The 22,250-nt window shown below is 55.6% G+C and carries 21 protein-coding genes and 1 pseudogene; 17 read left to right on the forward strand and 5 right to left on the reverse strand.

All coding sequences use genetic code 11. The features are described 5' to 3' along the window. Positions 1–196: 196 nt before the first annotated feature. Positions 197–694, forward strand: coding sequence for a chorismate lyase (gene ubiC, locus ACQG2G_RS01455; RefSeq protein WP_061772127.1), 498 nt, complete (start codon positions 197–199; stop codon positions 692–694). A gap of 13 nt (positions 695–707) precedes the next feature. Further along, on the forward strand, positions 708–1,577 hold the full coding sequence (gene ubiA, locus ACQG2G_RS01460) for a 4-hydroxybenzoate octaprenyltransferase (RefSeq protein ID WP_061772128.1): 870 nt from the start codon (positions 708–710) through the stop codon (positions 1,575–1,577). A 62-nt stretch (positions 1,578–1,639) separates the two neighbouring features. On the opposite strand, the gene ACQG2G_RS01465 is transcribed toward ubiA, so the two are convergent. Beyond that, positions 1,640–2,626 (reverse strand): IS110 family transposase, encoded by a 987-nt coding sequence (locus ACQG2G_RS01465; protein WP_061772820.1) that lies wholly within the window; start codon positions 2,624–2,626, stop codon positions 1,640–1,642. A gap of 231 nt (positions 2,627–2,857) precedes the next feature. Further along, positions 2,858–5,278 carry a glycerol-3-phosphate 1-O-acyltransferase PlsB gene (plsB, locus tag ACQG2G_RS01470; RefSeq protein WP_061771759.1) on the reverse strand — a complete coding sequence of 807 codons (2,421 nt, stop codon included), beginning with the start codon at positions 5,276–5,278 and terminating at the stop codon, positions 2,858–2,860. Positions 5,279–5,432: 154 nt separating this feature from the next. Between plsB and ACQG2G_RS01475 the strand changes: the two genes are divergently transcribed. The 5 genes and pseudogenes from ACQG2G_RS01475 to ACQG2G_RS01495 all read left to right on the forward strand — a co-directional run bounded on the left by ACQG2G_RS01475 (position 5,433) and on the right by ACQG2G_RS01495 (position 8,250). Beyond that, a complete protein-coding gene (locus tag ACQG2G_RS01475) occupies positions 5,433–5,801 on the forward strand; it encodes a diacylglycerol kinase (RefSeq protein WP_013095052.1) in 369 nt (122 codons plus the stop codon). A 108-nt stretch (positions 5,802–5,909) separates the two neighbouring features. Next, positions 5,910–6,518, forward strand: a complete 609-nt coding sequence (gene lexA, locus ACQG2G_RS01480) for a transcriptional repressor LexA (protein ID WP_013095053.1) — start codon at positions 5,910–5,912, stop codon at positions 6,516–6,518. Positions 6,519–6,582: 64 nt separating this feature from the next. Beyond that, entirely contained in the window at positions 6,583–7,920 is a 1,338-nt protein-coding gene (gene dinF, locus ACQG2G_RS01485) for an MATE family efflux transporter DinF (protein ID WP_061771758.1), read from the forward strand. Further along, positions 7,917–7,991, forward strand: a pseudogene (locus tag ACQG2G_RS01490) (hypothetical protein); the annotation flags it as partial. The gene dinF and the pseudogene ACQG2G_RS01490, both read left to right, overlap by 4 nt. A gap of 49 nt (positions 7,992–8,040) precedes the next feature. Next, positions 8,041–8,250, forward strand: coding sequence for a CsbD family protein (locus ACQG2G_RS01495; RefSeq protein ID WP_020686626.1), 210 nt, complete (start codon positions 8,041–8,043; stop codon positions 8,248–8,250). Between the two features lie 69 nt (positions 8,251–8,319). Here the strand turns inward: ACQG2G_RS01495 and zur are convergent, their stop codons facing one another. Further along, positions 8,320–8,832 (reverse strand): zinc uptake transcriptional repressor Zur, encoded by a 513-nt coding sequence (zur, locus tag ACQG2G_RS01500; RefSeq protein WP_013095057.1) that lies wholly within the window; start codon positions 8,830–8,832, stop codon positions 8,320–8,322. Between the two features lie 115 nt (positions 8,833–8,947). Between zur and ACQG2G_RS01505 the strand changes: the two genes are divergently transcribed. The 4 genes from ACQG2G_RS01505 (at position 8,948) to pspG (ending at position 12,373) form a co-directional block, all read left to right on the forward strand. Beyond that, a complete protein-coding gene (locus ACQG2G_RS01505) occupies positions 8,948–9,436 on the forward strand; it encodes a cupin domain-containing protein (RefSeq protein ID WP_023620296.1) in 489 nt (162 codons plus the stop codon). 220 nt (positions 9,437–9,656) lie between these two features. Then, entirely contained in the window at positions 9,657–10,916 is a 1,260-nt protein-coding gene (gene traF, locus ACQG2G_RS01510; protein WP_284147944.1) for a conjugal transfer protein TraF, read from the forward strand. Between the two features lie 82 nt (positions 10,917–10,998). Continuing rightward, complete coding sequence (gene dusA / locus ACQG2G_RS01515) at positions 10,999–11,994, forward strand: tRNA dihydrouridine(20/20a) synthase DusA (protein ID WP_013095060.1); 996 nt, start codon at positions 10,999–11,001, stop codon at positions 11,992–11,994. A 136-nt stretch (positions 11,995–12,130) separates the two neighbouring features. Next, positions 12,131–12,373 (forward strand): envelope stress response protein PspG, encoded by a 243-nt coding sequence (pspG, locus tag ACQG2G_RS01520; RefSeq protein WP_013095061.1) that lies wholly within the window; start codon positions 12,131–12,133, stop codon positions 12,371–12,373. Between the two features lie 184 nt (positions 12,374–12,557). Here pspG and ACQG2G_RS01525 read toward each other — a convergent pair whose 3' ends face one another. After that, a complete protein-coding gene (locus ACQG2G_RS01525) occupies positions 12,558–13,541 on the reverse strand; it encodes a quinone oxidoreductase (RefSeq protein WP_013095062.1) in 984 nt (327 codons plus the stop codon). A gap of 60 nt (positions 13,542–13,601) precedes the next feature. On the opposite strand from ACQG2G_RS01525, the gene dnaB reads away from it, so the two are divergent. From dnaB to ACQG2G_RS01555, 6 genes are all read left to right on the forward strand, one after another. Then, the gene (gene dnaB, locus ACQG2G_RS01530; protein WP_013095063.1) at positions 13,602–15,014 is read left to right on the forward strand and encodes a replicative DNA helicase; all 1,413 of its coding nucleotides are present in this window, start codon (positions 13,602–13,604) and stop codon (positions 15,012–15,014) included. Positions 15,015–15,030: 16 nt separating this feature from the next. Further along, the gene (gene alr / locus ACQG2G_RS01535) at positions 15,031–16,110 is read left to right on the forward strand and encodes an alanine racemase (RefSeq protein WP_038418463.1); all 1,080 of its coding nucleotides are present in this window, start codon (positions 15,031–15,033) and stop codon (positions 16,108–16,110) included. A gap of 125 nt (positions 16,111–16,235) precedes the next feature. Beyond that, positions 16,236–17,429 carry an aromatic amino acid transaminase gene (gene tyrB, locus ACQG2G_RS01540; RefSeq protein ID WP_038418465.1) on the forward strand — a complete coding sequence of 398 codons (1,194 nt, stop codon included), beginning with the start codon at positions 16,236–16,238 and terminating at the stop codon, positions 17,427–17,429. Between the two features lie 217 nt (positions 17,430–17,646). Then, positions 17,647–18,360 carry an acid phosphatase AphA gene (gene aphA, locus ACQG2G_RS01545; protein ID WP_013095066.1) on the forward strand — a complete coding sequence of 238 codons (714 nt, stop codon included), beginning with the start codon at positions 17,647–17,649 and terminating at the stop codon, positions 18,358–18,360. Between the two features lie 112 nt (positions 18,361–18,472). Beyond that, positions 18,473–18,889 (forward strand): secondary thiamine-phosphate synthase enzyme YjbQ, encoded by a 417-nt coding sequence (locus ACQG2G_RS01550; RefSeq protein WP_013095067.1) that lies wholly within the window; start codon positions 18,473–18,475, stop codon positions 18,887–18,889. A 2-nt stretch (positions 18,890–18,891) separates the two neighbouring features. Continuing rightward, on the forward strand, positions 18,892–19,245 hold the full coding sequence (locus tag ACQG2G_RS01555) for an MmcQ/YjbR family DNA-binding protein (RefSeq protein ID WP_013095068.1): 354 nt from the start codon (positions 18,892–18,894) through the stop codon (positions 19,243–19,245). 3 nt (positions 19,246–19,248) lie between these two features. On the opposite strand, the gene uvrA is transcribed toward ACQG2G_RS01555, so the two are convergent. Continuing rightward, positions 19,249–22,071 carry an excinuclease ABC subunit UvrA gene (uvrA, locus tag ACQG2G_RS01560; RefSeq protein ID WP_061771754.1) on the reverse strand — a complete coding sequence of 941 codons (2,823 nt, stop codon included), beginning with the start codon at positions 22,069–22,071 and terminating at the stop codon, positions 19,249–19,251. Positions 22,072–22,250: the final 179 nt, after the last annotated feature.

The raw sequence follows: 22,250 nt of genomic DNA on the forward strand, positions 1-22,250 counted from the left end.
TTCCCAAGAGCTGCATTAGCTCACAATTTATCCGCGCGATACTTAACCAAAATCAAGTTCTGCTGTTGCTGCCACGAACATTTCTCCCGCCTTGTTGCGCCCCTGTTGCGATAGTGATCGTTAAATTTTGTTTGTCCGTCCTCATTTTGCCAATCTGCGATACAATGCTTTTACGTTATGTATCGGAGAGTCCGGCATGTCACACCCCGCGCTAACGCAACTGCGTGCGCTGCGCTATTTTGACCAAATACCTGCGCTTGACCCGCAGCAGCTTGACTGGTTGCTGCTGGAAGATTCCATGACTAAACGTTTTGAGCAACAGGGCAAGACGGTTACGGTGACGATGATTCAGGAAGGGTTTGTCACCTCTGCTGACATTGCCAGTGAGCTGCCGCTGTTACCTAAAGAAGAACGCTACTGGTTGCGTGAAATTCTGCTCTGCGCGGATGGTGAGCCGTGGCTCGCCGGGCGAACCGTGGTGCCTGAATCCACCCTTTCCGGGCCAGAGCTGGCACTGCAACGGCTGGGAAATACCCCGCTCGGGCGGTATCTTTTTACCTCGTCTGAACTTACCCGTGATTTTATTGAAATTGGACGCGATGCCGAACTGTGGGGACGTCGTTCCCGTCTTCGCCTGAGCGGTAAACCGTTAATACTGACGGAGCTTTTTTTACCGGCATCGCCGTTGTACTGAGAGGAAGAAAAAAATGGAGTGGAGCCTGACGCAGAACAAGCTGCTGGCCTATCACCGCTTAATGCGTACCGATAAACCCATCGGCGCGCTACTGCTGTTGTGGCCGACATTATGGGCGCTATGGGTGGCGACGCCGGGCGTTCCACCGCAGTGGATCCTGGGCGTGTTTGTGGCCGGTGTCTGGCTGATGCGTGCGGCGGGCTGTGTGGTCAATGACTACGCCGATCGTAAATTCGACGGACATGTGAAACGGACAGCCAATCGTCCGTTACCCAGCGGGCAGGTCACAGAGAAAGAGGCCCGCGTGCTGTTTATCGTGCTGGTGCTGCTCTCCTTCCTGCTGGTGTTAACCCTCAACACCATGACCATCCTGCTTTCCGTTGCGGCTCTCGCGCTGGCATGGGTCTATCCGTTTATGAAACGCTATACCCATCTGCCGCAGGTGGTGCTCGGCGCGGCGTTTGGCTGGTCGATCCCAATGGCGTTTGCGGCGGTCAGCGAGTCGGTACCGCTGAGCTGCTGGCTGATGTTCCTGGCGAACATTCTCTGGGCCGTGGCTTATGACACGCAATATGCGATGGTCGACCGCGATGACGATCTGAAAATTGGCATTAAATCGACCGCCATTCTGTTTGGTCGTCACGACAAGCTGATTATCGGTATCCTGCAGGTCGCCGTGCTGGCGCTGATGGTGGCGATTGGCCGCCTGAACGGGCTCAACTGGGAGTTTTACTGGTCAGTGCTGGTGGCGGGGCTGCTGTTTGCATATCAGCAAAAGCTGATCGCAAAGCGTGAGCGTGACGCCTGTTTTAAAGCGTTTATGAATAATAACTACGTGGGCCTGGTGCTGTTTTTAGGACTGGCGATGAGTTACTTTGGCTAAAAAGAAGCCCGGTGGCGCTAGCGCTTACCGGGCCTACATGTCATGCAGGATCGTAGATACTGTTATGCCACGCAAGCATTTTTCTCGTGCAGTGTGGCATCGAACGGGCGTCCTGATTTCAGGACGCCATACGCCACCTGCGCCAGCTTACGCATCATTGCTCCGATTATCAGCTTCGCACCCTTACCGTTATTTTCCAGACGACTCCTGAACGCTTTTCCCCACTCCGTTTTGTACAGCGCCACCATCGCGGGCATATACAGCGCTCTGCGAAGCGAGACATGTCCAGCCTTACTCATCCTGCTTGCCCTGTTTATGCTGCTTCCGGATTCATGCTGACGCGGTGTCAGCCCCGCGAACGCCGCGAACTGCCTCGCCTGACCGAACCTGTCCTTCAGCCCCACATACGCCAGCAGCACGGCGGACGTTTTTTCACCTATACCCGGTATACTGTCCAGCAGTTTTCGCCGGTGCTTCATATCCGGGTCATCATCCGTCAGGTCCTTTATCTGTTTCTCCAGTCGCTTCAGCTCCGCTTCCAGCCACAGAAGGTGTGCATCGATGCTCGGCAACTGCACTTCCCGCGCCGTCTCCCGGCGGTTCAGCTCCTGCGTGTGCATGTCCGTCAGGGACTGATGCCGCAGTACCAGCGCCCGTAACGCGCGCTCCAGCGGATGCGGTGCCTCCCAGACTGCCGGGCGCTTCTGCCGGCAGAACTCTGCCAGCATACGGGCATCCACAGCATCGGTTTTACTGCGCAGACCTTCGCTCTGCGCAAAGGCTTTACCCAGCGCAGGATTGATGATGGAGACGGTGAAACCGGCATCACTGAGGCAGGCCGCGGCGTCTTCCATATAGGTGCTGGTCGCCTCCATGCAGATATGGGCTGGTGCCACGCCGTGATTATGAAGCCAACTGAGCAGCTCATTGTGGCCTTTAGGGGTGTTAGCAAACTTTTTGCTGCGGTGACGGCCATCAGGTCGCAGTACATCGACATCCAGCTTAGCTTTGGAGACATCGATACCAATAAAGTGAAGTTCCTGTTCCATAGTGAAACCAACCTTGTGAATGCGGATTACCGGGAAAACCGGTCCATGATACTGTCCGGTTTGTCACTTGTGGAGAAGGGGCAGTCCACTGCAGGGATCTACAATACAGGCTCGTGGCCTAAGGCCGGGTACGGCATGTGGACTGCCTGACAGAAAGAACTGGCCGGTTCTTTCTGTACGGGAGGATAATACAAGGCCGGGTAAGCGCAAGCGCCACCCGGCTTTTTCACATCACTCGCCCTGCGTCGCACTCTCAATCGTCAAACGCACGTCGGAGGTAATCAGCTCTGCCAGCATCTGATACACCTTCAGCGTCTCTTCCGGCTCGGCATCGCCCGTGTCGCTAATGAAGCCTTCATCACGCAACGTCAGTACCAGTGAACTGAAGACCGCTTTGTCGAAGAATTCCGGGGCGTTAATGCCGTGCAGAACGGAAAGGCGCTGTGCCAGCGTCCGGCTCTCTTTCTCCAGCGTACCGCGGTTAATGGATGGGTTCGCGCTCAGCAGCCAGAAGGTGATAGCGTAGCGCTGCAGCGTTTCTCGCGCACCCGCCGCCAGCAGTTGCAGCGTACGGGAGCGTGACGGATTGATATGCAGCTCGTCGTTAACAACGGTAATTAGCCCCTGACGACGCAGCTCCTCGGTCATTTTATCCAGCTCAATCGCCAGCTCATCCTTGCTCCAGCGCAGGAACAGCTCTGCTTTCAGCATCGGATAGAGCGTCTCCACGTGACGCAGCAGTTCCTGACGAGAAATACGGCGATGCTGGGTAATGATCGCTGCCATCAGCGACGGCAGCATCAGCATATGCGCGATATTGTTACGATAGTAGGTCATCAGCACCGCCTGCTCGCGCGGGAGAATGATGATGTCGCCAATCGTATCTTTCTCGACTTCAAACTTGTTCATCTGCAGCGCATGGTCGATCAGCTCGCTCGCCGTGCTGGCAGGCGTCGTTGAATCCACCGAGTAGGGAACGTTGCGCATCAGATCAAGATAGCAATCCAGCTGCTCCGTAAGCTGCTCACGGGTCAGCGAGCGTTGACGTGACGCCAGCAGCGCCGTACAGCAGAGGTTCATGGCGTTTGCGGCGCCAGCGTTGTTAATACGCACCATCAGCTCAGCCGCGATACCGTTAACCGTTGGCGTCAGCCAGGCTGGACGCACCGCTTCGATAGGATCGATAGACTCGCGCCAATCGGGAACATGGTTGTTCAGATACGTCATCAGCGGCATCGGCTCGCCGAAGTTTACGTAGCCCTGACCAAGATTGCGTAGCTTGCTCAGCCCGCGCAGCATCTGCGGCAGGCTCTCTTTCTCTTTAGTCGCCCCGCGTAGCTCTTTGGCGTAAGTCCCCACTTCCATGACGTGCTCATAGCCAATGTAAATGGGCACCAGCGTGATGGGACGGGTGCCGCCGCGCAGCATCGCCTGGATGGTCATCGACAGCGTGCCGGTTTTCGGATCCAGCAGACGGCCGGTTCGTGAACGTCCCCCCTCCACGAAGTACTCAACGGAATAACCGCGGCTGAACAGCTCGCCCAGATATTCACGGAATACGGTGGAGTAGAGCTTGTTGCCCTTAAAGGTACGACGAATGAAGAACGCCCCCAGGCGGCGGAAAATCGGGCCTGCTGGCCAGAAGTTCAGATTGATACCGGCTGCGATGTGCGGTGGCACCAGCCCCTGGTGATAGAGCACATACGAGAGGAGCAGGTAGTCCATGTGGCTGCGGTGGCAGGGCACATAAACAATTTCATGCCCGTCATGCGCCAGTTGGCGAACGCGCTCGGCGTTATGGACGTTAATGCCCTGATAGAGGCGGTTCCATGTAAAGCCCAGGATGCGGTCAGAAAGACGGATCATCTCATAAGAGAAGTTCGCGGCAATCTCTTCCATCAGCGCAATGGCGTTCTGCTGTGCTTTTTCATGAGAAATCTTTTTACTGCGCGCTTCGTCTTCAACAGCACGGGCGATCGCTTTGGAAGCCAGCAGCTTGTTGAAGAGATCCTGACGCGCCGGAAGGCGAGGGCCAACGGCGGCCAGACGCTGACGAGCGAAATGCATGCGCGCCACGCGCGCCAGTTTTTGCGCGATGATCTTATCGGTGCCGTGCTCGTCGGCCATCCGGCGTAGCGAGACGGAAGGGGAGAAGCGCACAAAGCTGTCGCGCCCCAGCCAGGAGACGGCGAAGAATTTCTGGATGCCATTAAGCATGCGTAACGGTGGGTTCTCTTCCCCTTTTTCGCGGCCCGGACGACGACCAAACATCACCGACACCGGCACCATCTGCACATCCAGATCGGGATTGCTGCGATGCAGGTCGAGATAGTCGTGGAACAGCTTAATGGACTCTTCTTTTGGCGTGTAATAGGTAAACACGCGTGGCCCACCGTGAATGAACACGTATCGCGGCAACAGCGTACCGTCGACTTCTAACGGTTCAAGCGGGTCAGGTAAATCATGCGCCAGACACTGGGCGCGAAGCGTCAGCAAGTCTGCCTTCGAGTTATAAGGCAAAACATACATAATAGGGCGCGACGTTTCGAGCCCCAATTCCAGCGCGGGTTCTGCTGGGATAGACTTACTTTTTACCAGGACGCTTAATGGTAAATTAAGTAATTTGTAGTAAATTCGTGGCCAGCCAGACATAAACGATGTAAAGCCTCTGGTTAATAATGCAATTGCGGCGCAAGGATAACAGAAAGCGCGCGAAATTACTGTTGTTACCCGTCATACTTCAGGCTACAGCGCAACACGTTGCGCCTCCTGTTATTGACGCTATTTCAAATAAAAGGTTCTTTTAATGGCCAATAATACCACTGGGTTAACCCGTATCATTAAAGCTGCTGGCTATTCCTGGAAAGGTTTTCGCGCCGCATGGGTCAACGAAGCCGCGTTTCGCCAGGAGGGTGTCGCCGCGATTGTCGCGGTGATTATCGCCTGTTTCCTTGATGTTGATGCCATTACCCGCGTGCTTCTGATCGGCTCCGTGCTGTTGGTGATGATAGTGGAAATTCTTAATAGCGCTATTGAGGCCGTTGTGGACCGTATTGGCTCTGATTTTCACGAACTTTCTGGCCGGGCAAAAGACATGGGCTCTGCTGCCGTGTTGCTGGCGATTATCACTGCGGTCATCACCTGGGTCACGCTGCTTTGGTCACATTTCCGATGAGCCTCGAGGAATAATTAAGTCCCTGGTTTTTTGTGCAGTTTTTGGTTCCAAAATCGCCTTTGACTGTATATACTCACAGCATAACTGTATATACACCCAGGGGGCGGAATGAAAGCGTTAACGACCAGGCAGCAAGAGGTGTTTGATCTCATTCGGGATCATATCGGCCAGACGGGTATGCCACCTACGCGTGCGGAAATCGCGCAGCGTCTGGGCTTCCGTTCTCCGAACGCTGCCGAGGAACACCTGAAAGCGCTGGCGCGTAAAGGCGTAATTGAGATTGTATCGGGTGCTTCACGCGGTATCCGCCTGCTGGTGGAAGAAGAGACGGGCATTCCGCTGGTGGGGCGCGTCGCGGCAGGTGAACCTCTGCTGGCGCAACAGCATATTGAAGGCCACTACCAGGTTGATCCCGGCATGTTCAAGCCGAGCGCGGATTTCCTGCTGCGCGTAAGCGGTATGTCCATGAAAGACATCGGTATTCTTGACGGCGATCTGCTTGCGGTACATAAAACGCAAGACGTGCGTAACGGCCAGGTTGTGGTGGCACGCATCGATGATGAAGTCACCGTTAAACGCCTGAAAAAGCAAGGTAATACGGTTCAGCTACTGCCGGAAAACAACGAGTTTTCCCCCATTGTGGTAGACCTCCGCGAACAAAACTTCTCTATCGAGGGGCTGGCGGTAGGGGTCATTCGCAACGGAGAATGGCTGTAATCTCATCCTGACAGGCTACGGATCTGCCGTGGCCTGATTCCTTATCCACTCCCGGTATTTTTTCATGTCACTGCTTACGGCATCCGATAAGGTATTGTGGCGTCTTGCACTGCCGATGATTTTTTCCAATATCACCGTTCCTCTGCTGGGGCTGGTGGATACGGCAGTTATTGGTCACCTTGATTCACCCATCTATCTGGGCGGTGTGGCGATTGGCGCGACGGCGACCAGCTTCCTTTTTATGCTTCTGCTCTTTTTGCGCATGAGTACCACCGGGCTTACGGCGCAGGCGTACGGTGCTAAAGATCCTTTGCGTCTGGCGCGCGCGCTGGTTCAGCCGTTAATCCTGGCGCTTGGGGCAGGCGCGTTAATCGCTATATTACGTACCCCACTGATTGATCTGGCGCTGCATATCGTTGGCGGCAGCGAGGCGGTACTGGAGCAGGCACGACGCTTCCTTGAAATTCGCTGGCTCAGCGCGCCCGCGTCGCTGGCTAATCTGGTTCTGCTGGGGTGGTTACTCGGCGTGCAGTATGCCCGCGCGCCCGTAATCCTGCTGGTGGTAGGCAACCTCCTCAATATCGTGCTCGATCTCTGGCTGGTGATGGGCCTGCACATGAACGTGCAGGGTGCGGCACTGGCGACGGCGATTGCCGAATACGGGACGTTTATCCTCGGTCTGTGGATGGTCTGGCGGGTGCTTGTCATGCGGGGGATTTCCCTTGCTCTGCTCAAGAGTGCATGGCGAGGCAATATCCGCACCCTGCTGGCGCTTAATCGCGACATTATGCTGCGCTCATTGCTGCTGCAGCTCTGTTTCGGCGCACTGACGGTCTTTGGCGCCCGGCTTGGGCCAGATATCGTCGCGGTGAATGCCGTTCTGATGACGCTGCTGACCTTTACCGCCTATGCACTGGATGGCTTTGCCTATGCTGTGGAAGCGCATTCCGGCCAGGCATACGGCGCACGTGAAAGTGGTCAGCTGCGGGATGTCTGGCGGGCGGCCTGTCGACAGTCGGGGCTGGTGGCGCTGGCGTTCGCGCTGATTTACGCCTGTTTTGGCGAACAGATTATTGCGTTACTCACCTCCCTTCCTGCACTGCGCGAGCTGGCAAGCCATTACCTTATCTGGCAGGTCATTTTGCCGGTGGTGGGGGTCTGGTGCTATCTGCTGGACGGTATGTTTATTGGCGCGACGCGAGGAGTGGAGATGCGTAACAGCATGGCGGTGGCGGCGGCTGGTTTTGCCCTGACGCTGCTCACGCTCCCCTGGCTGGGTAACCATGGTTTATGGCTCTCCCTGGCGGTCTTTCTCGCGTTGCGGGGCCTGTCACTGGGCTTTATCTGGCACCGGCACTGGCAAAACAATACCTGGCTTCCTTCCCGCAATGATATATCGTGACGGTTAAACATTCCGAATATAAAATCAACTGCCGAATCCTTAACTACAATTATTATCACGTCCAGCAGAAAAGAACGTAACGGACGTTACGACCCGACGCTTAACTAAGAGGACACGATGATGAATAAAGACGAAATCGGCGGCAACTGGAAGCAGTTCAAAGGTAAAGCGAAAGAACAGTGGGGTAAGCTGACGGATGACGATATGACGGTCATCGAAGGTAAACGCGATCAGCTTGTCGGTAAAATTCAGGAACGCTACGGTTACGAGAAAGACCAGGCGGAAAAAGAGGTCGGCGACTGGGAAAAACGCAACGACTACCGTTGGTAACCGTGTGATACCCGACAGTACAAGGAAGTACTCCCTGAGGGCGGCCATGGGCCGCCTTTGTTTTGGCTGTTAACGCGGCTTTTTCTTTACGAGGATAGAGTGGTCATGGTGGCACGCGTCCTGATGCCGGCAGGCCTCCACTTCTACACACGCAGAGCATAATCCGTGTGCTTCAATGACGTTATGGCGCAAAGCAAAGCCCATTCTGGCCGCCAGCGTATGCATAATATCTTCTACGCCTTCCGCCCCTTCTTCTTTCACCACGCCACAACGGTCGCAGATAAACATGGCCGACGTATGGGTTGGCTGGTCAAAAAGATGACACAACACATAACTGTTTGTGGATTCGACCTTGTGTACAAACCCTTGTTCCAGCAGAAAATCTAGCGCACGATAGACCGTAGGCGGTTTAGCCTGTGGCTCGCTTTCGCGCAGCAGGTCGAGCAGGTCGTATGCGCTGATGGCGCCCTGCTGCAGGGTCATCAGACGCAAGACTTCAAGGCGCTGCGGAGTCAGGCGCACATTGCGTTGCGCGCACAGCTTCTCTGCCTGCGCTAACAGCTCTTTTGTGGACTTATCCATTTAGCACCTCGGATGTTATAGGCTGGAAAACCCTCACTTTACCATGTTCTGGTAAAAACGCCGAGATCCGCCAGGCTGTGCTATACCTGACCCATCGCAAACCGGGAAATTAATGATGAAAAAACCTGACTGTATTCGGCACTGGCGAGACGTGGAAGAGCCAGATAATTCAACCTATCCCGACAGCAACGAGCTTTTCTCCATCGGTGCACCGCTGGCTCGTCACCTGGGGCTCAGGCGAATCGGTATTCACCACGAGCGTTTGCCGCCCGGGCGTCGAACCTCCTATCCCCACGCGGAAAGCGACGAAGAGGAGTTCATCTATGTGCTGGAAGGGTATCCGGAAGCCTGGATTAACGGCTATTTGTGGAAGCTTGAACCCGGCGACAGTGTAGGCTTTCCCGCTGGTACCGGCGTCTGCCATACCTTTATTAATAACACCGAAGAAGAGGTGCGATTACTGGTCGTTGGCGAGGCTAACAAGAAGCACAACCGAATCTACTATCCGCTTAATCCGGAGTATGCCGCCACGCGTGAAGATCGCTGGGTTGATCATCCCCCTCAGTTCTTTGGGCCGCACGATGGAAAACCTGGGAAAAAATAATTTCCTCTTCTATAAATATTGAGGGCCGTCACAAATAACAACAGGCCTGTCCGGAGTTTTACTTAAGGAAATAGCGGGTCTTTTTGTACTTATTCACAGCAATAGTTCGTTCCTGTTTGGGTGATAACAGACAGGGTGATGTTATTAACGACAATAAGACGAGCATACTGTGAAAAAACATTTTAAATTTTCGGTGGTTAGCATCGCTGTCTCCCTGTTTATGGCAAATCAGGCGGGAGCAGCCAATACCTGGACAGAATCACGTAGCGACGCAATGGGTGGCACGGGCGTCGCTTCGGGCAGCTATGGCAGCGGGGCGTTAATCAACCCTGCATTGTTGGCAAAGGCGAAACCGGACGATGATGTGACGGTTATTTTACCGTCCGTCGGCGTGCAGGTGACGGATGAAGACAATCTTCAGGATGAGATTGATACCATCAACGATAAAATCAATCACTATAAGGATGTGGTTGATAGCCTGACCCCCATCGAAGTGATTACCAACCCGCTGGGCTCAATCAATCAGTTCCAGGGAGCGGCAAAAGATCTTGCCGATGAACTGGACTATCTCAAAGGCAAAACCGCACGCGCTACGGCAGGCGCGGGGATTGCGGTGAGTATCCCTAACGATGTGCTCTCCGTGGCCTTTATGGCGAAAGGCTATGCCCACGGGCGCGTCAGCTCTTCTATCGATCAGCAAGATATTGATTACCTGCGCAGTATCCAAAACAGCGATGCGGTGGCGGCGGGCGTGGCACTGGATGCGGCGCTAAACGGTACCGATCAAATCACGAAAAACCTTAACTCTACGGCGTCTGGCCGGGCGGCAATTGTCTCCGATTATGGTGTTGCCATTGCCCGTCAGTTCGATGTGGGTGGCGTCCCGGTTTCCCTTGGCGTCACGCCAAAACTGCAGAAAACCTGGATCTACAACTACACCACCTCAATTTACGATTACGACAGTAACAAGTGGAACGACAGCCGCTACCGGAAAGACGATACCGGCTTTAACGTGGATGCCGGTATCGCGGCCGATTTCGGCGAGCACTGGACGGTCGGGGTGAGCGGGCAAAACCTGATGTCGCGCGATATCGACACCAAGGACATTCGCATCCGCAACGGGCGCACGGGGGAAGTGGTGAGCTATAAAGACACCTATCAAATCCGTCCGCTGGTGACGGCCGGTGCCGCCTGGCACAACGATCTGGTGACCCTGACCGCCGATGGCGATCTGACAGAAACCAAAGGCTTTAAAAGCGAAGATACCTCGCAGTATGTTGGCGTGGGTGCGGAAGTGACGCCGCTAAGCTGGCTGGCCGTGCGGGCGGGTTATCGTGCCGATATGAAAGGGAATGACAGTAACGTCTTTACCGGTGGTGTTGGTTTTGCACCGTTTAACACGGTCCACGTCGACCTGATGGGGCTCTACGGTGAAGATGAAACCTGGGGCGCAGGGGCGCAGTTGAGTATGACGTTCTAAAGGGCACCGGAGGCGTTGCGCCTCCGGCTTTTCTTTATGCTATAGTAGCGCCCCTTTTCCACCAGATGCTTAAAACTTCGCCATGTCGTCAGAACACCAGACTGCCTTTCCTGCACACCGTTTCTCCATTGCGCCTATGCTCGACTGGACGGACAGACACTGCCGCTATTTCCTGCGCCAGCTCTCCCGACATACGCTGCTGTACACCGAAATGGTCACCACCGGTGCAATTATTCACGGTAAGGGCGACTATCTGGCGTACAGCGAAGAAGAGCATCCGGTTGCCCTGCAGCTGGGGGGCAGCGATCCGGCTGCGCTGGCGCACTGTGCGAAGCTGGCAGAAGAACGTGGCTACGACGAAATTAACCTTAACGTTGGCTGTCCGTCCGATCGCGTGCAAAACGGCATGTTCGGCGCCTGTCTGATGGGGAACGCACAGCTGGTAGCGGACTGCATCAAGGCGATGCGTGATGTGGTCTCCATTCCGGTGACGGTGAAGACCCGTATCGGTATTGATGACCAGGACAGCTACGAATTCTTGTGTGATTTCATCAATACGGTTGCCGGAAAGGGTGAGTGCGAGATGTTTATCATCCATGCGCGTAAAGCCTGGCTCTCTGGCCTTAGCCCGAAAGAGAACCGTGAAATTCCGCCGCTGGACTACCCGCGTGTGTATCAACTGAAGCGGGACTTCCCGCACCTGACCATGTCGATCAACGGTGGTATCAAGTCGCTCGACGAGGCCAAAACACATCTGGCGCATATGGATGGTGTGATGGTCGGTCGCGAGGCATATCAGAATCCGGGTATTCTGACGACGGTCGATCGCGAGATCTTCGGCGTTGAAGGCGCAGACACCGACCCGGTTGCCGTGGTGCGGGCCATGTATCCGTACATTGAACGTGAGTTGAGTAACGGCACTTACCTCGGCCATATCACGCGTCATATGCTTGGCCTGTTCCAGGGGATCCCGGGCGCACGCCAGTGGCGTCGCTATCTGAGCGAGAACGCGCATAAAGCTGGCGCGGATATCGAAGTGCTGGAACAGGCGCTACGCCTGGTTGCAGATAAACGATAAATCTCGCTAAAAATTCGTCAAATTCACCACGCCCCGCACAGCCTTGCGGGGCGTTTTGCTTTTATAACAACACGTTAGTGTTGGCATGGATCTTGTAATGGTTGCGACATCATTCGGGAACTCGTGGGAGAGAACCATGCTGGAACTGCTTTTTGTGATTGGCTTTTTTGTCATGCTGTTAGCCACCGGCGTGTCGCTGCTCGGCATTCTGGCAGCGCTTGTGGTGGCGACAGTGGTCATGTTTATTGGTGGATTATTTGCCCTGACGATCAAACTTCTGCCGTGGCTGCTGCTGGCCGTTGCGGTGGTGTGGGTTATTCGGGCGATTAAATCACCAAAACTGCCCACTTATCAGCGTAATAACCGCTTTCGTTACTAAGGTATTGAGGGGTTCGTCACATACCTGCAACTTTTCCGGCGGCATTGCTTAGAACGGAATAGGATTTACTTATCGAATCTGTCACTATGGCTGCCGCTAAAGAATTCATCGAGCTGTACCCTACATACAGCCGAACTAAAAAAAGAAAGGGCTTCCTCAGGGAAGCCCAATTTCTTTTATGGGATCAGGGAATTAACAGGCTTGACCCCTGCGTTGACCGGCTCTCCAGCACCTCATGCGCACGTTGTGCATCGCTTAGCGCGTACTTCTGCGCATCTGCCACATCCACTTTGATGACCCCGCTGGCAATCAGCGAGAACAGTTCGTTACTGGCTTCGAGCAACTCTTCGCGATTGGTGATGTAGCCCTGCAGGGATGGACGAGTGACATACAGCGAGCCTTTCTGATTCAGAATACCCAGATTCACACCGGTCACCGCGCCTGACGCGTTACCGAAGCTCACCATCAGACCGCGGCGCTGCAGGCAGTCCAGAGACGCTTCCCAGGTATCTTTCCCTACTGAGTCATATACCACGCGCACTTTCTTGCCGCCGGTTACCTCTTTTAAGCGTTCAACGATGCTCTCTTCCCGGTAGTTAATCACCTGCCAGGCGCCGGCCTGCAGCGCGCGCTGGGCTTTTTGCGCGCTCCCCACGGTGCCGATCAGTTTTGCGCCTAACGCTTTGGCCCACTGGCAGGCGATGAGTCCTACGCCGCCCGCAGCCGCATGGAACAGGAACTGCTCGTCGGGTTTGATTTCATAGGTTTTGCGCAACAGATAATAGACCGTCAGCCCTTTAAGGAAGGAGGCCGCGGCCTGTTCAAACGAAATGGCATTGGGCAGGAGGGCAACTTTGTCAGCCGGAACGTTGTGCACGGAGCTGTAAGCCCCCAGCGCCGATTGCGCATACACCACGCGATCGCCTTCTTTAACATGCTTAACGGCGCTGCCCACTTTGCTGACCACGCCCGCCGCCTCGGTACCCAGACCGCTCGGCAGTGACGGCGGTGGATAAAGACCGCCGCGAATATAGGTGTCGATGTAGTTAATGCCGATGGCTTTATTTTCAACCTGCACTTCATTTTCGCCAGGCGCGGCGGGGGTAAACTCCACCGCGTTGAGTACGTCAGGGCCACCATGCTTGTGAAATTCAATACGTGTTGCCATGCTTCCTCCAGAATGTGGTAATCTTTCGACCCACTCTTTATCTCGGTAACTCCATTCACTATGGCAGGAAACAAACCCTTCAACAAACAGACTGAACCTCGTGAGCGTGATTTTCAGGTCGCCGGGTTAAAAGTCCCGCCGCACTCGATTGAAGCGGAACAGTCGGTGTTGGGCGGTTTAATGCTGGATAACGAGCGCTGGGACGACGTCGCCGAGCGCGTCGTGTCCGACGATTTCTACACCCGCCCGCACCGCCACATCTTCACCGAAATGGCGCGCCTGCAGGAGTCCGGTAGCCCGATTGACCTGATTACGCTCGCGGAATCGCTGGAGCGGCAGGGGCAACTGGACAGCGTTGGGGGTTTTGCTTATTTAGCAGAACTGTCGAAAAACACGCCAAGTGCAGCGAACATTAGCGCTTATGCGGACATCGTTCGCGAACGCGCCGTTGTTCGTGAGATGATCTCGGTCGCGAATGAAATCGCCGAAGCGGGCTTTGATCCGCAGGGTCGCACCAGCGAAGACCTGCTCGATCTCGCGGAATCCCGCGTCTTTAAAATTGCTGAAAGTCGCGCCAATAAAGACGAAGGCCCGAAAAACATCGCCGATGTGCTCGATGCCACCGTCGCCCGTATTGAACAACTCTTCCAGCAGCCGCACGATGGCGTAACCGGAGTTAACACCGGCTATGACGATCTCAATAAGAAAACCGCAGGCCTGCAGCCGTCGGATTTGATTATCGTCGCCGCGCGTCCGTCGATGGGTAAAACCACCTTTGCGATGAACCTCGTCGAAAACGCGGCGATGTTGCAAGATAAACCGGTCTTAATCTTCAGTCTGGAGATGCCATCTGAGCAGATCATGATGCGTTCTCTGGCGTCGCTTTCTCGTGTGGATCAGACCCGTATCCGTACAGGTCAGCTCGACGATGAGGACTGGGCGCGTATCTCCGGGACCATGGGGATCCTGCTGGAAAAACGTAACATCTATATCGATGACTCCTCCGGCCTGACGCCGACAGAAGTGCGCTCCCGTGCGCGCCGTATCGCCCGCGAGCATGGCGGTATTGGCCTTATCATGATCGACTACCTTCAGCTGATGCGCGTGCCGTCGCTCTCCGACAACCGTACGCTGGAGATTGCGGAAATTTCCCGCTCGCTCAAGGCATTAGCCAAAGAGCTGCATGTGCCTGTCGTGGCGCTCTCGCAGCTTAACCGCTCCCTGGAACAACGTGCCGACAAACGCCCGGTCAACTCCGACCTGCGTGAATCCGGCTCCATCGAGCAGGATGCCGACTTAATCATGTTCATCTACCGTGATGAGGTTTATCACGAGAACAGCGACCTGAAAGGGATCGCCGAAATTATTATCGGTAAACAACGTAACGGCCCTATCGGTACGGTACGTCTGACCTTTAACGGACAGTGGTCGCGTTTCGACAACTATGCCGGTCCTCAATATGATGATGAGTAATTTCTAAGGAAATCAAATGCAAGCGGCAACTGTTGTGATTAACCGCCGCGCTCTGCGACACAACCTGCAACGTCTGCGTGAACTGGCTCCTGCCAGTAAACTTGTTGCAGTCGTGAAAGCGAACGCTTACGGACACGGTCTTCTTGAGACCGCGCGAACGCTCCCCGATGCCGACGCCTTTGGCGTTGCCCGTCTTGAAGAAGCCCTCCGCCTGCGCGCGGGGGGGATCACCCAACCGATTTTGCTGCTCGAAGGCTTTTTTGAGGCTGCAGACCTGCCGACCATTGCAGACCAGCATCTGCACACGGCGGTACACAACGAAGAACAGCTTTCCGCCCTCGAAACCGCTGAGCTGAGCGAGCCAGTCACCGTCTGGATGAAGCTCGACACGGGCATGCACCGTCTGGGCGTACGTCCGGAACACGCGCAGGCGTTTTATCAGCGTCTGTGCCAGTGCAAAAATGTCCGCCAGCCGGTAAATATTGTCAGCCATTTTGCCCGGGCTGATGAGCCTGACTGCGGCGCTACTGAACAACAACTCGACATCTTTAACACCTTCTGCGAAGGCAAGCCGGGGATGCGCTCTATCGCGGCCTCCGGTGGCATTCTGCTGTGGCCGCAGTCGCACTTCGACTGGGCGCGTCCGGGGATTATTCTTTACGGCGTATCACCGCTGGAGAACAGACCCTGGGGGCCGGACTTTGGCTTCCAGCCGGTGATGTCCCTGGTGTCTAAGCTGATTGCGGTGCGTGAGCACAAGGCGGGGGAACCGGTGGGTTACGGCGGCACCTGGACCAGTGAGCGTGACACCCGGCTGGGTGTGGTGGCGATGGGGTATGGCGACGGTTATCCACGTGCTGCGCCGTCCGGTACGCCGGTTCTGGTCAATGGCCGCGAAGTGAAGATTGTCGGTCGCGTGGCGATGGACATGATTTGCGTAGATCTAGGCCCCGATGCCCAGGATAAAGCGGGCGACGATGTGGTGATGTGGGGTGACGGTTTGCCCGTCGAACGCATCGCGGAAATCACGAAAGTGAGTGCTTACGAACTAATAACGCGCCTGACATCAAGGGTGGCGATGAAGTACATCGATTAAACTGCTGTGAATGCCGGGGGGCAGCGTTGCCTGACCCGGCATGGAACAGGTTAAACGCTCGATCTTCTGTCATATCCGGTTTATTGTTGAATTCCCTGCCTCATCGAATTCCGGAGAACCATCGCGTGTTTCAGAAAGTTGACGCCTACGCCGGCGACCCCATTCTCTCCTTAATGGAGCGTTTCAAAGAAGATCCTCGCAGCGACAAAGTGAATCTCAGCATTGGTCTGTATTACAACGAGGACGGCATTATTCCTCAGTTGAAAGCCGTTGCTGAAGCGGAAGCGCGTCTTAACGCCGCCCCGCACGGTGCTTCTCTTTATCTGCCGATGGAAGGGCTCAATACTTACCGTAACGCCATCGCGCCGCTGCTGTTTGGTGCCGATCACGCGGTGCTCGCACAAAAACGTGTTGCAACCATCCAAACCCTGGGCGGTTCAGGTGCGCTTAAAGTGGGTGCGGACTTCCTGAAAAAATACTTCCCGGATTCAGGGGTATGGGTCAGCGATCCCACCTGGGAAAACCACGTGGCGATTTTTGAGGGTGCTGGCTTTAAGGTGGCGACCTATCCATGGTTCGACAGTGAAACCAACGGCGTGCGCGTTGACGCGCTGCTGGAAAAACTAAATACCCTGCCAGAGCGCAGCATAGTGCTGCTGCACCCGTGCTGCCACAACCCGACCGGGGCAGATCTCACCAACGCCCAGTGGGATGCGGTGATTGAGGTGCTGAAAGCGCGCAACCTCATCCCCTTCCTCGACATCGCCTATCAGGGCTTTGGCGCAGGGATGGAAGAAGATGCCTATGCCATCCGTGCCGTGGCCAGCGCCGGTCTGCCTGTTCTGGTTAGCAACTCGTTTTCAAAAATCTTCTCCCTGTACGGCGAGCGCGTGGGTGGCCTCTCTGTGGTGTGCGAAGACGCCGAAGCGGCAGGTCGCGTACTGGGGCAACTGAAGGCGACCGTGCGCCGCATCTACTCCAGCCCGCCAAACTTTGGCGCGCAGGTGGTGGCGACTGTGCTGGGAGACGAACAGTTAAAAGCCAGCTGGCTTGCAGAAGTGGAATCCATGCGTAAGCGTATTCTGTCGATGCGTCAGGAGTTGGTTAACGTGCTGAAAGAGGCCGTACCGGGGCATAACTTCGACTATCTGCTTAAACAGCGCGGGATGTTTAGCTACACCGGGCTGAGCGCCGCACAGGTTGAACGTCTGCGCGAAGAGTTCGGCGTCTACCTGATTGCCAGCGGACGTATGTGCGTGGCGGGTCTGAATGCCAGCAACGTTCATCGCGTGGCGCAGGCATTTGCTGCAGTAATGTAAGTACTTACTCACTATCCCTCTCCCCGTGGGAGAGGGCCGGGATGAGGGCATCAGGCCGCACAAACAGGTTGCCCGGCATTCTGTGATCTTCTTCTTTTTATCCAACCTCATAAGCAAAAACTCCTTCCCTTCATCTCCCGCTGGGGTTATGGTCGGATAGATTTTTGACCAGTCGCTCAAATTAAAACGATAACAAACTGAATATTCAGGGGAAAATATGCGCAAGATCACACTGGCGCTCAGCGCCGCCTGCTTATTGTTCTCGCTTAACAGTACGGTCGTCGCGCGCGCTTCCGCACCGACGCCGCTTTACACCGGCACTACCGCCGCTATTCTGGCTGAACAAGCCCCCATTCACTGGGTCTCTGTAGCCCAGATTGAAAACAGCCTGATGGGCCGCCCGCCAATGGCCGTGGGCTTTGATATTGACGATACCGTCCTCTTCTCCAGCCCCGGGTTCTGGCGCGGTAAAAAAACATACTCGCCGGACAGCGAAGCGTATCTGAAAAACCCGGAATTCTGGGAAAAGATGAACAACGGCTGGGACGAATTCAGCATCCCGAAAGAGGTGGCCCGCGCGCTTATCGCCATGCATGTAAAACGCGGCGACAGCATTTACTTCGTTACCGGACGCAGCCAGACCAAAACGGAAACCGTCTCTAAAACCCTGCAGGATGATTTCCTGATCCCGGCGGCCAGCATGAACCCGGTGATTTTCGCGGGTGACAAACCGGGACAAAACACCAAAACCCAGTGGCTGGAGCAGAAACATATCAAAGTCTTCTACGGTGATTCAGACAACGATATCAGCGCCGCGCGTGATGTGGGAGCCAGAGGGATCAGGGTGTTACGCGCCTCAAACTCGACCTATCGCCCGCTGCCAATGGCCGGGAAGTTTGGCGAAGAGGTTATTGTGAACTCAGAGTATTAAACCGTTGGCGGCGAGTTTGGCTCTTTTTTAATCAAATCTCGTCGCTGCGGGTTTTACCTTTCGTCTTCTTGCTGCACACTTAGAAAGATTCACTTTCATAACGGAGCAGCACATGTGGTACCAACAAACCCTGACCTTAAGCGCTAAACCTCGCGGATTTCACCTGGTGACGGATGAAGTTATCGGGCAGATCCGCGATCTGTCGCGCGTCAAAACGGGTTTGCTGCATCTGCTGCTTCAGCACACGTCGGCCTCTCTCACGCTTAATGAAAATTGCGATCCCACCGTCCGGTCTGATATGGAGCGGCATTTTCTGAAAACCGTTCCGGACAACGCCTCCTACGAGCATGACTATGAGGGGGCGGACGACATGCCTTCGCATATCAAATCTTCTTTGCTGGGCGTATCGCTAATGCTGCCGGTACACAACGGGCGGCTTCTGCTGGGAACATGGCAAGGGATCTGGCTGGGAGAACATCGCATTCACGGTGGTTCGCGTAAAATTATCGCAACGCTACAAGGGGAATAAAGATGACAATTTCGGAGCTACTGCAGTACTGCATGAGTAAGCCAGGCGCGGAGCAGAGCGTTCACAGCGACTGGAAAGCCACGCAGATTAAAGTGGGAGATGTGTTGTTTGCGATGGTGAAAGAGGTGGAAGGCCGTCCGGCGGCGTCGCTTAAAACCAGCCCGGAGCTGGCGGAGCTATTACGTCAGCAGCACGATGATGTCCGGCCGAGCAAACATCTGAACAAAGCGCACTGGAGTACGGTCTATCTCGACGGTTCGCTCCCGGGATCGCAGATTTACTACCTGGTAGACGCGTCTTATCAGCAGGCGGTTGAGCTGCTGCCGGAAGCGACCCGACAGCAACTCTCCGTGTGACAATTACAGCAACGGTTTAAGGAAGCGCGCGGTGTGCGAGGCTTCGCACTCTGCAACGGTCTCTGGCGTACCGGAGACGAGGATTTCACCGCCGCCGCTGCCGCCTTCCGGGCCGAGATCGACAATCCAGTCCGCGGTTTTAATCACGTCCAGGTTGTGCTCAATGACCACAATGGTGTTGCCCTGATCGCGAAGCTGATGCAGAACGTCGAGCAACTGCTGGATATCCGCAAAGTGCAGACCGGTGGTCGGCTCATCGAGAATGTACAGCGTCTGCCCGGTACCGCGTTTGGACAACTCACGCGCCAGCTTCACGCGCTGCGCTTCACCTCCAGAGAGCGTGGTCGCTGACTGCCCCAGACGAATGTAGGTCAGGCCTACGTCCATCAGCGTCTGCAGCTTACGCGCCAGCGCAGGAACGGCATCAAAGAACTCGCGCGCCTCTTCGATGGTCATGTCCAGCACTTCGTGGATGGTCTTGCCTTTGTACTTAATCTCCAGCGTTTCACGGTTATAGCGTTTGCCTTTGCACTGGTCGCACGGCACGTAGATATCCGGCAGGAAGTGCATCTCAACCTTGATCACGCCGTCGCCCTGACACGCTTCACAGCGGCCGCCGCGAACGTTAAAGCTGAAACGTCCTGGCGTGTAGCCGCGCGAACGCGCTTCCGGTACACCCGCGAAGAGTTCACGGACGGGCGTGAAGACGCCGGTATAGGTCGCCGGGTTGGAACGCGGCGTACGGCCAATCGGGCTTTGGTCGATGTCGATAACTTTATCGAAATGTTCCAGCCCCTGAATGTCGCGGTACGGTGCAGGTTCGGCCAGCGTCGCGCCGTTCAGCGCCGTCTGCGCAATCGGGAACAGCGTATCGTTGATCAGCGTCGACTTACCGGAACCGGATACGCCGGTGATACAGGTAAACAGCCCGACGGGCAGCGTCAGCGTCACGTCTTTCAGGTTGTTGCCGCGAGCGCCGGTGAGCTTAAGCACTTTTTCCGGGTTCGCCGCCACGCGCTGTTTCGGCACCTCAATTTTGCGCTTGCCGCTCATGTACTGACCGGTTAACGACTCTGGCACCGCCATGATGTCTTTCAGGGTGCCTTCCGCGACCACCTGGCCGCCGTGCACGCCCGCGCCCGGGCCGATGTCGATCACATGGTCGGCAGCACGGATCGCATCTTCGTCGTGCTCGACCACAATCACCGTGTTGCCGAGGTTACGCAGATGAATAAGCGTTCCGAGCAGACGCTCGTTGTCTCGCTGGTGCAGGCCGATGGACGGTTCGTCCAGGACATACATGACGCCCACCAGGCCCGCGCCAATCTGGCTGGCCAGACGGATACGCTGGGCTTCACCGCCGGACAGCGTCTCTGCGGAGCGGGAGAGCGTCAGGTAGTTCAGGCCGACATTCACCAGGAATTTCAGACGGTCGCCGATCTCTTTCAGCACTTTTTCGGCAATCTTCGCACGCTGGCCGGAGAGCTTCAGGTTGTTGAAGAAGTCCATTGCGTGACCGATGCTCATGTCTGAGATGGTCGGCAACGCCGTGTTTTCGACAAACACGTGACGCGCTTCGCGACGCAGACGCGTGCCGTCACAGGTGGCGCAGGAGCGGTTGCTGATGAACTTCGCCAGCTCCTCACGCACCGCGCTGGATTCAGTCTCTTTGTAGCGCCGCTCCATGTTGTGCAGCACCCCTTCGAACGGGTGGCGACGTACGGAGGTGTCGCCGCGATCGTTCATGTATTTGAACTCTATGTTCTCTTTACCGGAACCGAACAGGATCACTTTGTGCACGTTCGGGCTCAGGCTGGCCCACGGGGCTTCTACATCGAACTTATAGTGCTCTGCCAGCGATTTGAGCATCTGGAAGTAGTAAAAGTTACGCTTATCCCAGCCGCGGATCGCACCGCCAGCCAGCGACAGTTCAGGATTCTGGATCACCCGATCCGGGTCGAAATACTGCTGTACGCCCAGACCGTCACACGTCGGGCAGGCACCCGCCGGGTTGTTGAAGGAGAACAGACGTGGCTCCAGCTCGCGCATACTGTAGCCGCAAATCGGGCAGGCAAAGTTGGCGGAGAAGAGCAGTTCTTCCGCGTTCGGGTCGTCCATATCGGAGACCACCGCCGTACCGCCAGAGAGTTCCAGCGCAGTTTCAAAGGATTCCGCCAGACGGGTCGCCAGATCGTCACGCACTTTAAAGCGGTCAATCACCACTTCGATGGTGTGTTTTTTCTGCAGCTCCAGCTTCGGGGGATCGGACAGGTCACACACCTCGCCGTCGATACGGGCGCGGATATACCCCTGGCTTGCCAGGTTTTCCAGCGTTTTGGTGTGCTCGCCCTTACGCTCTTTAATGATTGGGGCAAGCAGCATCAGGCGTTTGCCTTCTGGCTGCGACAGCACGTTATCCACCATCTGGCTTACGGTCTGCGCCGCCAGCGGGACGTCATGATCCGGGCAGCGCGGCTCTCCTACGCGGGCATACAGCAGACGCAGGTAGTCATGAATTTCGGTAATGGTACCGACCGTTGAACGCGGGTTGTGGGAGGTGGACTTCTGCTCAATAGAGATAGCAGGCGAAAGCCCCTCGATATGGTCTACATCCGGTTTTTCCATCAATGACAGGAACTGGCGCGCATACGCAGAGAGTGATTCAACGTAACGGCGCTGTCCTTCGGCATACAGGGTGTCGAAAGCCAGTGAGGATTTGCCAGACCCCGAAAGCCCGGTCACGACGATGAGTTTGTCGCGAGGGATTATGAGGTTGATATTCTTGAGATTGTGGGTGCGGGCGCCCCGAACTTCGATCTTATCCATTCACCTTTCCCGGTTGGAACACGGATTGCCTGGTTTGTTTGAAGGACAAACGGCTGTCAGAAACGGCTAATTATGACACAATTTAACCTGTTTGAATATACAGTATTGGAATGCATTTTCTAAATAGCTGTGTAACAATGCCGAGTTCGCGAGAGATTTCTGAACCCGCCACGCAACTA

The sequence above is a fragment of the Enterobacter cloacae complex sp. 382A5 genome, assembly GCF_050031095.1.
GTDB lineage: Bacteria > Pseudomonadota > Gammaproteobacteria > Enterobacterales > Enterobacteriaceae > Enterobacter > Enterobacter cloacae.